Origin of the sequence: Caulifigura coniformis, from assembly GCF_007745175.1 — a bacterium.
GTDB lineage: Bacteria > Planctomycetota > Planctomycetia > Planctomycetales > Planctomycetaceae > Caulifigura > Caulifigura coniformis.
This window is the reverse complement of the sequence record NZ_CP036271.1, coordinates 607,582-620,864: the sequence shown is the minus strand read 5'-3', so window position 1 is coordinate 620,864 and position 13,283 is coordinate 607,582. Positions and strand designations below refer to the sequence as shown.

General features: G+C 64.5%; 13 protein-coding genes. 10 read left to right on the top strand and 3 right to left on the bottom strand.

What is annotated here, in order from left to right; all coding sequences use genetic code 11:
* The first annotated feature begins 84 nt into the window (after positions 1-84).
* The 7 genes from Pan44_RS02495 to Pan44_RS02465 all read left to right on the top strand — a co-directional run bounded on the left by Pan44_RS02495 (position 85) and on the right by Pan44_RS02465 (position 4,721).
* Positions 85-639 (top strand): HD domain-containing protein, encoded by a 555-nt coding sequence (locus Pan44_RS02495; RefSeq protein ID WP_197453778.1) that lies wholly within the window; start codon positions 85-87, stop codon positions 637-639.
* A gap of 238 nt (positions 640-877) precedes the next feature.
* Complete coding sequence (locus Pan44_RS02490) at positions 878-1,375, top strand: FHA domain-containing protein (RefSeq protein WP_145026907.1); 498 nt, start codon at positions 878-880, stop codon at positions 1,373-1,375.
* A gap of 2 nt (positions 1,376-1,377) precedes the next feature.
* Positions 1,378-2,520 (top strand): ribosome small subunit-dependent GTPase A, encoded by a 1,143-nt coding sequence (rsgA, locus tag Pan44_RS02485; protein ID WP_145026905.1) that lies wholly within the window; start codon positions 1,378-1,380, stop codon positions 2,518-2,520.
* 184 nt (positions 2,521-2,704) lie between these two features.
* Entirely contained in the window at positions 2,705-3,127 is a 423-nt protein-coding gene (locus Pan44_RS02480; protein ID WP_145026903.1) for a YciI family protein, read from the top strand.
* A 54-nt stretch (positions 3,128-3,181) separates the two neighbouring features.
* On the top strand, positions 3,182-3,778 hold the full coding sequence (locus tag Pan44_RS02475; protein WP_145026901.1) for an SRPBCC family protein: 597 nt from the start codon (positions 3,182-3,184) through the stop codon (positions 3,776-3,778).
* 59 nt (positions 3,779-3,837) lie between these two features.
* Positions 3,838-4,263: a YciI family protein gene (locus Pan44_RS02470; RefSeq protein WP_145026899.1), complete on the top strand. Its 426-nt coding sequence runs from the start codon at positions 3,838-3,840 to the stop codon at positions 4,261-4,263.
* Between the two features lie 59 nt (positions 4,264-4,322).
* Positions 4,323-4,721 carry a VOC family protein gene (locus Pan44_RS02465; RefSeq protein WP_145026897.1) on the top strand — a complete coding sequence of 133 codons (399 nt, stop codon included), beginning with the start codon at positions 4,323-4,325 and terminating at the stop codon, positions 4,719-4,721.
* A gap of 2 nt (positions 4,722-4,723) precedes the next feature.
* Here the strand turns inward: Pan44_RS02465 and Pan44_RS02460 are convergent, their stop codons facing one another.
* Positions 4,724-5,122 (bottom strand): YciI family protein, encoded by a 399-nt coding sequence (locus Pan44_RS02460; RefSeq protein WP_145026895.1) that lies wholly within the window; start codon positions 5,120-5,122, stop codon positions 4,724-4,726.
* 58 nt (positions 5,123-5,180) lie between these two features.
* Here Pan44_RS02460 and Pan44_RS02455 point away from each other — a divergent pair, with 58 nt between their 5' ends.
* Entirely contained in the window at positions 5,181-5,636 is a 456-nt protein-coding gene (locus Pan44_RS02455) for a VOC family protein (protein ID WP_197453777.1), read from the top strand.
* Between the two features lie 114 nt (positions 5,637-5,750).
* Here Pan44_RS02455 and Pan44_RS02450 read toward each other — a convergent pair whose 3' ends face one another.
* Positions 5,751-7,040, bottom strand: coding sequence for a pilus assembly protein TadG-related protein (locus Pan44_RS02450; protein ID WP_197453776.1), 1,290 nt, complete (start codon positions 7,038-7,040; stop codon positions 5,751-5,753).
* Between the two features lie 164 nt (positions 7,041-7,204).
* On the opposite strand from Pan44_RS02450, the gene Pan44_RS02445 reads away from it, so the two are divergent.
* Positions 7,205-8,389, top strand: a complete 1,185-nt coding sequence (locus Pan44_RS02445) for an acetate/propionate family kinase (RefSeq protein ID WP_145026892.1) — start codon at positions 7,205-7,207, stop codon at positions 8,387-8,389.
* A 56-nt stretch (positions 8,390-8,445) separates the two neighbouring features.
* Here Pan44_RS02445 and Pan44_RS02440 read toward each other — a convergent pair whose 3' ends face one another.
* A complete protein-coding gene (locus Pan44_RS02440) occupies positions 8,446-10,437 on the bottom strand; it encodes a paraquat-inducible protein A (protein WP_145026891.1) in 1,992 nt (663 codons plus the stop codon).
* A gap of 943 nt (positions 10,438-11,380) precedes the next feature.
* Here Pan44_RS02440 and Pan44_RS02435 point away from each other — a divergent pair.
* Positions 11,381-13,249 carry a 2-oxoacid:acceptor oxidoreductase subunit alpha gene (locus tag Pan44_RS02435; RefSeq protein ID WP_145026890.1) on the top strand — a complete coding sequence of 623 codons (1,869 nt, stop codon included), beginning with the start codon at positions 11,381-11,383 and terminating at the stop codon, positions 13,247-13,249.
* The last annotated feature ends 34 nt before the right edge of the window (positions 13,250-13,283 follow it).

Genomic DNA, 13,283 nt, shown 5'->3' with positions numbered 1-13,283 from the left:
CGGCTCGATAAAGTGGAGCCCCCTTCACGAAGACCGGACCACCCATTCCCGATGACCAGACGGACGACCCTCACCAGCTCTCTCATGGAACGCGCCTGGCGCGTGGCCGCGATCGCTCATGCGGGACAGCATCGCAAGGCGACCGAAATTCCCTACCTGGTGCATCCGGCGGCCGTCGCGCTGATCCTGCAACGGTCGGGCTTCGCGGATGAACATCTGCTGGCGGCGGCCGTGCTGCATGATGTCGTCGAGGACACCGACTGGACGCTCGAGCGGCTGGCGGATCAGTTTCCGCCGGATGTCCTCGAGATCGTCGACGTGCTGACCGAGAAGAAGCACGATGAGCAGGGAGTGAAACGCCCGTGGGCGAAACGGAAGGCGGAAAAGCTGGAGCGGATTTCGAAGTCGTCAATCGGGAGCCGGGCGGTGTGGCTGGCGGACAAGCGTCACAACCTGGAGACGATGGCGTTCGATCACATTGATGACCCCGATTTCTGGTCGCGATTCAATGCGCCGAAAGAGTCGCTCCTGAAGAGCTACCGCGACGGAGTGGAAGCGGCGCGGCACGGCGATCCGCGTCTGGAGCATCTGGCCGAGGAATGCCTCGAACTTCTGGCAAAACTCGAGGAGCAGTCGTAGCGCCGTCACGCGAATCGGGCAGAGAACGGGCGTCCGGAGGGGCAAAATGCCTGACGCAGAATGCGGTGGTCATTCATCAAAAACGCCAAATTGACTTCGCCACAGGGCGTGGGTAGAGTCGAATCACGGGTCAATGGAGTCCCTGTACCTGTCGCCTTCCAGGGTTCCGAAGGCGACACCCGATCGGCCGCGAGACCTCATCCCTGAGTCCCGCGGTCGTCCAAGTGGATTGTGTCACATGCAGTCATCGTTGGAACTGGGCCAGTTGGTGCCGCGCGGCGGCGGCGATCCGATTCCTCTGCCGAAGGCGAATCTCGTGATCGGGCGTCGCGACGGGTGCGACATCGTTCTGGAGTATCCGAACGTCTCGTCGCATCACTGCCAGCTCGAGATGCAGAACGGCTACTGGCACGTGCGCGATCTGCGCAGCCGCAACGGCATCAAGGTGAACGGCGAGCGGGTGGATGCGAAGTTCCTGCTCCCGGGCGATGTGCTGGCGATCGCCAAGCATCATTTTTCGATCGAGTATCAGCCGAAGGCGGATGCTCCGCCGCCGGTGGACGAAAGCCCGTTCGCGATGAGCCTGCTGGAAAAAGCAGGGCTCGAAGAGCGGCGCGAGGCACGGCGCCGCGCCCCTGCCCTCCCGCCGGCTGCCCGGCGCAACGGAGCGGCTCCCGGCAAGAACTTCTCAGCGGATGAAGACGCCGCAGCCGCCTGGCTGATGGACGACGAGTAATCGTGGCACGTGACGACAAACGCAAGATTCGCGTTTCGTTCCGCAAGAACCGCAACGCGCGGACCCGCCAGAACGACTGGACGAAGGCCCGCGAAGACGAGGCGGCCGATGCGGTCCATTCGGAGCGGCTGTCGGGCAAAGGCGAGCTGACGCGGCGGCGAACGGTCGTCACCAGCGCTGAAAGTTCCGACGGGCTGCGCGACGTCGATGCCTCCTGCGTATCAGGCCGCGTGTTGTGGACGGTCGGCGCGAACCACTCGGCCGTCGAGCTGGATGACGGCTCGGTGAGGCACTGCTCGGTGCGCCGCGTTCTCCGCACGATGCAGCGGGAAACCCGTAGTCTCGTCGTGGCGGGAGACCGCGTTCTCGTCCGGCCGACCGAAGGCGATGAAGGGGTGATCGAACGGATCGAGCCGCGGACGTCGACGATCTCGCGCACTTCGGGGCGCTTCCAGCAGATCCTCACTGCGAACGTCGACCAGGCCGTGATCGTCGTTTCCGCCGATGATCCGCCGCTCAAGCTGGGGGTGGTCGATCGCTTTCTCGTTGGCGCGGAAAAAGGGGGCGTCCGCGGGATCGTGTGCATCAACAAGGCCGACCTCGTGAATCCGGTGCTGCTGCAGCCGATTGCGGGACAGTACACCCGAATCGGATTCGACGTGGTGCTGGTGAGCGCGCGGCTGGGCCTGGGGATCGACGAACTCCGCCGGAGACTGGTGGGGCATCAGAGCGTCGTGGCCGGGCAGAGCGGCGTCGGGAAGTCGTCGCTGCTGAACTGCGTGCAGCCGGGGCTCGACCGGCGGACCGGCGGCATTTCGGATGAAACGGGGAAGGGAACGCACACGACCCGCGTGGCCGAACTGTTCCGCCTCGACGGGGGCGGATGGGTCGTTGACACGCCGGGCATCCGCCAGCTGATGCTGTGGGACGTCGCTCCCGGGGAACTGGAAGGGCTCTACCCGGAATTCCGGCCCTACGTTCCCGACTGCCGCTTCGCCTCGTGCTCGCACCTGGTGGAGAAAGAGTGCGCTGTCCAGGCGGCTGTCGAACGGGGCGACATCTCTCCGCTGCGGTACGACACCTACACGCGGATGTTCAACCAGGACGACGACCCCGCCTGGGTCCGCCCGGAAGACATGGACTAGATTGACGGTTTCGGCTGCCGATGAAGCTGGTGGGCTTGGGCTTCAAATCATTGCGAATTTGGCACTTACGGCTTTTCTGAAAATTCCTGAATGGGCGTGTCGATTCCGGCGGGCGCGGATCGTCGCTTCTGTACAGGCCGGCAGTGAAACGGGCTGAATCTCACCCCCCCCAGGAGAACTTCCCATGCGAGTCATGGTCATCGTCAAAGCCGACAAGGATTCCGAAGCCGGCGTCATGCCGAGCGAGCAGCTGCTCACGGAGATGGGCAAGTACAACGAAGAGCTGGTGAACGCCGGCATCATGCTGGCGGGGGAAGGCCTGCATCCCACCTCGAAGGGGAAGCGGGTGCACTTCTCGGGGAAGAACCGCTCGGTGGTCGACGGCCCCTTCACGGAGACGAAGGAACTCGTCGCCGGGTTCTGGCTGTGGCAGGTCCGTTCGATGGAAGAGGCCATCGAATGGGTGAAACGCTGTCCCAACCCGCAGATGGGCGACTCGGACATCGAGATCCGTCCGGTCTTTGAAATGGACGACTTCGGCGCCGAGTTCACTCCGGAACTCCGCGCCCAGGAAGAGCGGCTGCGGGACGCGATCACCACGAAGTGACTGTCGATCCCGGCCCTCTCTCCCCCCCGAACATCTCCCAGCGACGAGATTCCCATGGCGACAGAAACACTCCCTCCGGCAACGGAAACCGTGCCCCGCAAGCGCTCGAAGATCAAGACGATCGTCTTCGGCGTCCTCGGATGTCTTGTGCTCTTCGCCGGCGTGGTGCTGGCCGCCGCCTCGACGAAGCCGGCGATCTTCCGAGTCGAGCGTTCGATCGTGGTGAACGCTCCCCCGGAGAAGATCACGCCCCATCTCACCGACCTCCGAAAGTGGACGAGCTGGTCTCCCTGGGAGAAGGTCGACCCTGACATGAAGCGCGAGTACAGCGGCGCGGAAAGCGGTGTCGGCGCGAAGTACGCCTGGGACGGCGACGACAACATCGGCGCGGGGAAGCTCGAGGTGGCCGAAGTGGCTCCGGAAAAGGTCCGCTTCCAACTCGATTTCCTGCGTCCGATGGAGTGCAGCAACTCGGTCGAGTTCCTGATGGCTCCGGAGGGGGACGGCACGAAGCTGACCTGGGTGATGGCAGGGGAGAACACCTTCATGGGGAAGGTCGCGCAGGTGTTCATCGACGTGGAAGAGATGTGCGGTTCGCAGTTCAACGAAGGGCTGCGGAACCTGAAGGGCCTGGCGGAAGCGACTCCCTGAAACCGCGACCCGCCGCTACACCGCATCCTGTCCTCCCGCCCGCAACGAATCGAACAGCCATGCGTTTCATGATCCTCCGCAAGTCCGACGATCGTACCGAGAGCGGCCTGACGCCTCCCCCGGAGATGATCGCCGCGATGGGCCAGTACAAGGCCGCCATGCAGGCCGCCGGCGTGTATGCCGGCGGAGACGGGCTGCTGTCGTCCTCCGCCGGGGCGCGCGTGCATTACCGCAACGGACAGGTCTCGGTGATCGACGGCCCGTTCAGCGAAACCAAGGAGATGATCGCCGGATTCGTCGTCGTCGACGTCGAGTCGCTGGAAGAAGCGGCGAAATGGGCCTCCATGTGTCCTTCACTGTGCGGCCCGGGCGAAGCGGTGATGGAGATCCGTCAGGTTTACCAGGCCTCGGACTTCCCGGCCGCTCAACAGGAAATGATCCGGCAGTTGCCGTGGGAGACCGTCGCAAACAACTCCGCGGGCTGAACGTCTCCGTCGCACGGACGACCGAACAGCAATTCACACTCCAGAAAGGCAGCAACGTCATGACCAACAAAAAGATCTTCGTGAACATCGCCGTGAAAGACCTGAAGCGGGCCAACGCCTTCTTCACGGCCCTCGGCTACGCGTTCAACCCGCAGTTCAGCGACGAGAACGCGACTTGCATGATCGTCAGCGACGACATCTTCGTCATGCTCCTGGCGGACAAGTATTTCCAGACGTTTACCCCCAAGGCCGTCGGCGATTCGACGAAGACGACCGCGGCGATCATCTGCCTGCAGTGCGAGTCGCGCGAGGACGTCGACGCCATCGTCAAGAAGGCGGTGGCGGCCGGCGGGTCGACCTACAACGAGGCCAAAGACCACGGGTTCATGTACCAGCACGGCTTCATGGACCCCGATGGCCACATCTGGGAGTTAGTGGCGATGGCTGCTCAGGGCTGAAACTACGACCGCATGGAGGTCATCCCGAGATCCTTCGCGAGATGACACATGGTGGCGACCGGACGAACTTCGACGGTCATCCCGTAATGCAGGTTCGGGCATCGCTCCGCGATCTCGACCGCCTCGGTGAGATCACGCGCAGTGATCAGGAAGTAGCCCCCGATGGCTTCCTTCGCTTCCGAGAAGGGGCCGTCGAAAACCGCGTCGCGCGACCGGGAGGACACCAGCCGCCCCGCCGGCTGGAGCGGATGTCCATGATTCATCTGCCCGTTCGCGGCGATGCCGTCGTACCAGGCGTTCCAGCGATCGAGGCTTTGTTTGCGTTCGACGTCGCTGAGCGACTCGTACTTCTCGGGAGTCGTATCGCGAAAGATCAGCATGAACGACGACTGTGATTGCATCTGACCACCTTCCAGTTCTTTCCTGTTCCTCACTGACCCCTGAAAAGGATCGACAACGATGGCCGCCAAAGCAACTACCGACAACCTGACAGTGACCCCCTACCTGGCATTTCTCGGCCAGACCGAGGAAGCCCTTGCCTTCTATGAGAAGGTGCTGGGGGCGAAAGTGCTGTTCAAGATGCGGTTCAATGAAAGCCCGGAGCCGTGCGATCCGAACATGGTTCCGCCCGGAACCGAACACAAGATCCTCCACTGCGAATTCCAGGTCGGCGACTCGAAGCTGATGGCCACGGACGGCGGCTGCTCCGACCAGACCGAACTCAAGTTCCAGGGCATCACTCTCACCATTACCACGAAGACGCCGGAAGATGCCGAACGGATCTTCCACGACCTGGGAGTCGGCGGCCAGGTGCAGATGCCGATGGTGAAAACGTTCTTCTCCCCGAAGTTCGGCATGGTGCAGGACCGCTTCGGCGTCGGCTGGATCGTGCTCGCCGCCATGCCCAATGAATAGGTCCGGATGAAGCGAACGGCATGTCGGACAGTCGACATGCCGTTCGTCATTTCATCAGGAAGCGAGACTCCGATTTCCGGACATGCCGGCAGGGAAACGGGCCGATTCACACATTCAGTGCGTGTTGATCCGCTCGACGTCCAGCGGCGTGACGCCCTCCAGGCTCAGCGGCCGCAGCCCGCTTCCCGGCGGCTGCGTCTGCAGGATCGTCAGCGCGGCGGTCTCGTCTGCGGGAACCAGCCGCACGCTCCACGTCTGGTTGAAGCTGTCCCAGTCACGGGGCCAGGGATCGGTGTTGTCGACCACGCCCCCGGGCGTTTCCAGCCTCCACGGACAACATCGATAGCGCGGCCGCGGCAGGAAGAACTCCGCCTGCGCGAAGGTGACGGCATCGGCCCGATTGGCGATCGGATTCACGAACAGCTTCGAGCCATGCTCGCGATCAAAGACACGATGCACCGTCGCGATGACGGCGAAGTCGTCCTCAAGGGGCGCTGATTCCGGGGCTGCGGCGGCGCCGGTCTGTGAACGCAGCAGGAGCGGAAGGTTAGTCGTCGGAAAGTCGACCTCGAGCAGGCGGACCAGGTAACGCGTGGCGTCTCCGAGCAGGCTGCTGTCTTGCCGGCGACTGGCGGGAAGCTGGTCATGCAGAACTCGGAGCGCCTCGGTCGCGGTTTCCAGGCGGCGAACGACGGCCAGCGCCTGCCGATCGCCAATGTCCGGCAGCCGGGCCCAGTCGGAACCATCGCTCCCCGGATCGATCACCGGCAACGTCCGTTCCGCGGGGTCCAGCTCATCCGCGACCCCGACAGCCGCGCCGCGCGACAGCCAGAGCACTCCGGATTGCGGTCCTCGCGGTCCAAACCCCGCCGGCGAGACCCCCTGTGCCTGAAGCGTCCCCTGTGGAAGCCGGCCCTGCGGAAGTCCGTGTCGCAGCGCGATCTCCTGCGTCACCTGTCGCGCGAGGTCGGGGAACAGGGCAACGACGTCCCGCTGGTATGCGGGGATCAGCCGGTCCCCGGTCACGGGCAACACCGGTTCCGGCGTTCCGAGGACCACGTTCATCACGGGGAGCAGCTGCCGCGCGGTCTGGGAGCCTCGGTCCTCCAGGGCCCGCAGGAGAGCCGTGAGAGCGAAAGTTTCGGCCTCGAGATGGTTGGCGAACGCGATCGCGTTCATGCCGCGAGCGAGGACTGCCGCCCCGGAAAACGCCGCCGCATCCGCGGCGTTCTGCATGCGGACCTTGTCATCCACATGCCTGACGATGTTGGTGAGCATCACCAGCAGCATCGTGAACAGCATGACCGCCACCAGCGACAACAGGCTGGTGATGCCGCGCTCATCGCGATGCAGCCGCGCGACGGCCCGTCGAACGCGCCTCGCGATGGATGCTGGTCGGTGCATGTGGAATCCCGGGTAGGCCTGCAGCATAGCTTCCGGAGGGCGACACACATCTCATCAAGCGAGACCGAACGATCGAAAAACCGCCCGCCCGGGGGATTTCGTCGGGTTGCAATGCGAGCGGTTTTGGCGATCCTCTTCCGATCGTCACCCCGATTGCAGACTCCATGATCATCCTCGTCGCCAACCTCGGTTCCACTTCGTTCAAGTATCGCGTGTACGACATGCCGGCCGAGCGGCAGCTCGCGCGGGGCGGCATCGACCGCATCGGCCAGGCCGAAAGCCGCTGCACCGTCGAAATCGGATCGCACAAAGAGGAGATCAGCCGCTCCATTCCCGATCACGCGGCCGCGGTGCAGATGTGCCTCGACCAGCTCACCGATCCGCAGCACGGATGTCTCAAGTCGGCCGACGAGGTGAAAGCGATCGGATTCAAGGCCGTCTTCGCCGGTCATTACAGCGGCATCCGCATTGTCGATGAACCGCTCCTCGCGGAGATGGAGCGCCTGTTCGACGTCGCCCCGGCCCACAACCCGCCTTATGCGAAGGCGATGCGGCAGCTGCGGGCCGCGTTCCCGCAGATCCCGCTCGTGGCCGCCCTGGAAACGGCGTTTCACGACACGATCTCTCCCGCCCTGCGAACCTACGCCGCCCCCTATGAGTGGAAGGAGAAATACGCCATCCAGAAATGGGGCTTCCACGGCGCCAGCCATCGCTATATCGGCACGCGCATGGCCGAGCTGCTGGGACGCAATGACCTGAAAGTGATCTCCTGCCACCTGGGTGGAAGCAATTCGCTGTGCGCCATCAAAGGGGGCGTTTCGCAGGCGACCTCGATGGGCCTCAGCCCGCAGACGGGCCTGCTTCAGAACAATCGTGTGGGCGACTTCGATCCTTTTGCCCTTCCGATCCTGCTGAAGCTCAGCGGCAAGACGCTCCCCCAGATCCTCGAAGACCTGTCGGAACGGAGTGGACTGCTGGGGCTCAGCGGCGTCTCACCCGACATGCGGGATGTCGAGGAGGCGGCGGCCAAGGGAAACGAACGGGCTGAACTCGCGCTGAATGTGTTCGCGGCGTCGATCCGCCAGTACCTGGGCTCTTACCTCGTCGTGCTCAACGGCGCGGATGCCATCGTGTTCACCGGCGGCATCGGGGAGAACTCGTCCCGCATGCGCCGGCAGGTCTGCGAGAACCTCGACTTCGCGGGAATCGAACTCGACGAAGCGAAGAACCAGTCGGTCAAAGGCGAGGTCTGCCTGTCGACTCCCGGAAGCCGGACGCAGATCTGGGTCGTGCCGACCAACGAAGAGATCGTCGTCGCGCGGCAGTCACTGGCCGCCGTTTCGAAGTAAGCCGGGGGAAGCGCGGCGCAAGGCAAAAGCCCGGCGTCTCGAAACGCGTTTCCACCTCACCGCGCAAGCGGGGCGATCCAGCGTGTGTCGTCCTCCGATCGAAACAGACCGATGACGGCCCGGTCGCTCGCCGCCACGAACGCCGCGCCAACCCAGTCGTCCGGGAGGTTGATCGCGGAGTCGAGGGTCCAGCGTCCCTTTTCGACCTTCATACGGGCGGCCGCAATGAACACGGGCGCATCGTTCCCCGCGACGAGATAGCCGTCCTCGGGCTGGTTCGCCGTGCGTTCGGTCGCGACAAGCGGAGGCGAATCCGGCGTTTTGAGCAGGACGATCTCCGGGCCGCGTTCGACCTTCGTGGCCGAGGCGAGTTCAACGGTCCGGCCGGCGAACGTCAGCGAAGCCGTCGGCAGATCCGCGGGAAAGAGGTCGCGCGGGCCGAGATACCCCTCCTTCACGGGTAGCAGCCACCCGGCCGTCGACTGGGCCTTCGTGCGAAACCACGACTGCGACGTCCACGTCAGGAGGGCGCGTTCCACCGGCGGGCGCTGGAACCCGGCCTTTGACCGGCCCGTCGTCAGGGCCGGCGACCAGGTGAGCCATTCGGGGTCGGGCCTGTCCGCCAGGAGGAAGCGGGCGCCGTCCTTCGCTTCAGGTCCGGGCGTGTTCGGCACGGCAAACTCCACCCGCCCGCGGAGCCAGCTTTCCACCGGCCCGACCTGCACGCGGAAGGAGGTCAGCGCCGCTTCGACGCTGACGCCGCTCGCGTTCCAGAACTCGGCATTCTCCCGCACGAGCGGGCGAAATTCGGGTCGGATGACCGCCTGGGCTTCGATCGCACTGCCGTCCCCCGCAAGGACGGTGGACAGAATGCTCCCCACGCGAATGCCGCGGTAGAACACGGGAACGCCCGGTCCCAGGCCATCGGCCTTGGTCGCCTGAAAGACGATGGCAAGCCCTCCTTCAATTCCCGCATCGGGCAGCGGGGGCTCTTCGAGACCGACGAAGCGCGAAGTGAGAGGTCCATCAAGCGGGCCCGGCTCCACGGCCAGGAGCTTGTCGCCAATCACGGTTTCCAGTCCGCGGACGCCCGCGAGATCGACCTGCGGACGCACGATCCAGAATTGCGAACCACGACGGGCGATCGATTCTCCCTGGGGGGTCAAACGGACCGCCACGTCGATCGACGTGGCATTGTCGCTGAGGGCCAGCGATTCGACGCGGCCGACGGCGATGCCGAGGTGCTTCAGCTCGCTGCCGGCCCTCAGACCGTGTCCTTCGCGGAAGGAAATCTCGATCAGACGCCCCTGCTCTTTCTGGACCGAGCGCCACGCGGCGACGGCCCCCACCAGCGCGAAGAGCGCGATGAGCCACGCCCAGCTCGGCCGCGGCGGGGAGGGCTTGGCTTTGGGGATGGAGGCGGGGACCGGTTCTGGAGTGGTCGCGGCCGGAGCAGGCGTGGCCGGCTCGCTGTCGTGCCACATGATGTGGGGATCGAACAGCACGCTCGCCGCGATACTGACGAGGACGAAGCTGGCGAACATCGCCAGGCCGGGGCCGGCCGAGAAATGCACGAGGTTGCCCAGCTTCACGAACGCGATCATCACGGCCACGAGCAGCACATCCAGCATTCCCCAGCGTCCCAGTTGCTCGACGATGCGATAGGTGATCGCCCGATGCCGTTGCGGAACCCAGTTCTTGCGCAGGCTGAGCGTCAACAGCGCACCGAGCTTCAGCAGCGGCAGGATGACCGAGAAGCAGAGCACGACCGCCCCGACGAAATGATGCCCCTCGTCGAACAGCGCGGCGATGCCCCCCAGCAGACTGTTGTCGCTGAAGAGGCCCAGCCGCTCGATCCGCAGGAACGGGAGCGTGACGGCCGGGACGTAGAGGATCAACGCGGCAGCCGCAGCAGCCGCCGCGGGCTGGTTGTCGCGCCGCGTTTCACTGTGAGCCAGTCGGGTCTCACAACGAACGCAGTCGGCCCGACCGGCGATGCCTTCGAGAGTCTGGATCAAGCCACAGCAATGACATGCCGCCAGGTGCATGGAAGGGATTCCCGGGAGCCCGCCAGTCGAAAAGGGAAACGCTGGCCGAGGCTCCCGGGATCATATTGTCTTCTCCCGCCCGCCGCGGAACGTGACGCGGAGTTCCGCGCGCAACTCCCCATGAAGGGTGGAGGGAACGATGAACATGATTCGCGGAAATCCGTCAAAACCCGAAACTTCTCCGGCCTGCCGGAACGTCCGTCTGTGGAGGCCTGCCACGCACTTCCGGAGTTTCCAAGGGAGGAATGGCATCTGTAACGTACCGCCCCCTGGCCCCGTACTTCTTGCGTCGTTGCCCTCCCCCGGCGCCCGGGCCCATTCGCCAGAGGGCAGGATGGCAAGGCTCCGGCCTTCCTCCAGTGAGCGGCAAGGCGCTAGCCGCCGGTCGAATGAACCACCGGATCTCCAATGTTCAGAAGGAGTTCATGAGAAGCCGCATCCGGCCAGCCGCAATCACTGTGGAGCGGGCGTTCCACCGGCATGCATCCATCGCGTTCGACAGCACAGAGACCGGGGCCGGAACGAAGTCCTTCACCTCGCAGGGTCCAGTCCCGGACGAAGCTCAGAAGAGCTTCGCCCTCCCGAATGGCCCACCCCGGCCCCAACTTGCCGCCGCGTCCTTTTCAAACGTCCGTCGGGCGGAAACAATGGATGATGAGGCTTCGGCCGGCGCTCGAAAGGGCCGCCCTGGCCTTCTGTCCCTGATGGCGAACCGCCATGAAGCGGGCCGAGATGATGGATCGCGGCGACGCGTCATCACGACGCGGCCCGCGGCACAGTCTTTCCGGTCGACGGCTCTTCTCCCGTCGCATGCTCCCCGTGTTCCCTCAGCCCGTGTTCCTTCAGCCGGGCGATGAACCGGCTGCCGTGACCTGCTGCTTCGCTTCGCTGCCTGGCGTTTCCACTTCCCGGTTTGCACTCAACTTGCGGGAGTACCCCTTCTATGACTGCCCTTGTCGACACGGCCCCCGAACGGCCGCTGGAGTCGCTGGAATCCGTCGTCATCCGATTCTGCGGCGACAGCGGCGATGGAATGCAACTGGCCGGCACCCAGTTCACGAACGTCTCGGCCGCCTTCGGCAATGACGTCAGCACCCTGCCCGACTTCCCGGCCGAAATTCGGGCCCCGGCCGGCTCTCTTGCGGGCGTCAGCGGCTACCAGCTCTGCTTCTCGAGCCACGAGATTTTCACGCCAGGGGACGAAGTCGACACGCTGGTCGCGATGAATCCGGCCGCCCTCAAGACCAACCTGGGGGACCTGCGTTCCGGCGGCACGCTGATCGTGAACAGCGACGCCTTCGACAAAGGGAACCTGACCAAGGCGCACTATTCGAGCGATCCGCTGAGCGATGCGCAGGTCACGTCGTCGTACAACCTGCACACCGTCCCGATGACACGACTGACGCGCGACGCCGTCGAAGGACTCGGGCTGTCGCAGCGGGAAGCCGATCGCTGCAAGAACTTTTTCGCGCTGGGACTCGTCTACTGGCTGTATGACCGCGATCCCGGGCCGACGCGGGAATGGATCCTTGAGAAGTTCGGGAAGAAGCCGCAGTTCGCCGAAGCCAACCTGCGGGCGCTCCAGGCCGGCGTCAACTACGGCGATTCGACCGAATCGTTCACGACGCACTACCGGGTCGCGCCGGCGAAGCTCCCTCCGGGGCGGTACCGCAAGATCATGGGGAACGAAGCGCTCGCGTACGCGATGGCGGCAGCGGCGAAGCTCTCCGGAAAGGAACTGTTCTACGCCGGCTACCCGATCACGCCCGCCAGCGACATCCTGCACAACCTGGCCGAACTCAAGAACTTCGGCATCAAGACGTTCCAGGCGGAGGACGAAATCTCCGCGGTAACGTCGGCCGTAGGGGCATCGTTCGGCGGAGCGATCGCCGTGACGGCGAGCAGCGGGCCGGGCATTGCACTCAAGGGAGAAGGACTCGGGCTGGCCGTGATGACCGAACTTCCGCTGGTCGTCATCGACGTCCAGCGGGGCGGGCCGAGCACAGGACTGCCGACGAAAACCGAGCAATCGGACCTGCTCATGACGATGTACGGCCGGAACGGCGACTGCCCGATGCCCGTGCTCGCGGCCCAGTCGCCCGGCGACTGCTTCACGATGATGCTCGAGGCGATCCGCCTGGCAGTCGGCTTCATGACACCCGTGTTCCTGCTGACGGATGGCTACATCGCGAACGGGGCCGAGCCATGGTCGATTCCGAAGATCTCCGATCTCGAACCGATCGAGATCAAGCATCCCACGAGTCCGCCGACGAACGAAAACGCCTACCTCCCCTATCTCCGCGACGAGCGGCTCGTGCGGCCGTGGGCCATTCCCGGAACACCCGGCCTCGAGCACCGGATCGGCGGTATCGAGAAGGCCGATGTGACGGGGAACATCTGCTACGACGCCGAGAATCATGAACACATGACGCGGATTCGCCGGCAGAAGGTGGCGAACATCGCCGATGCCATTCCGCCGCAGACAGTGGAAGGCCCCGCCAGCGGCGATGTGCTGCTTGTCAGTTGGGGCGGCACGTTCGGCGCGGTCCGCACGGCCGCGGCGGAAGCACGACGGCGCGGGGAATCGGTCGCGCATTGCCACCTGCGCTACCTGAACCCGTTCCCCAGGAACCTCGGAACGATCCTGTCGAGGTATCGCCGGGTGCTGGTTCCGGAACTCAACTCCGGTCAGCTGCGGATGATTCTGCGATCCACCTTTCTCGTCGACGCGATCGGCGTGAACAAGGTGCAGGGAAAGCCGTTCCTCGTCAACGAGCTGCTGAAAGCCATCGAACATGCGGTGGTGAAGTAAACACTCCCCCCGCTCTCCCGCGTCATCCGTCATC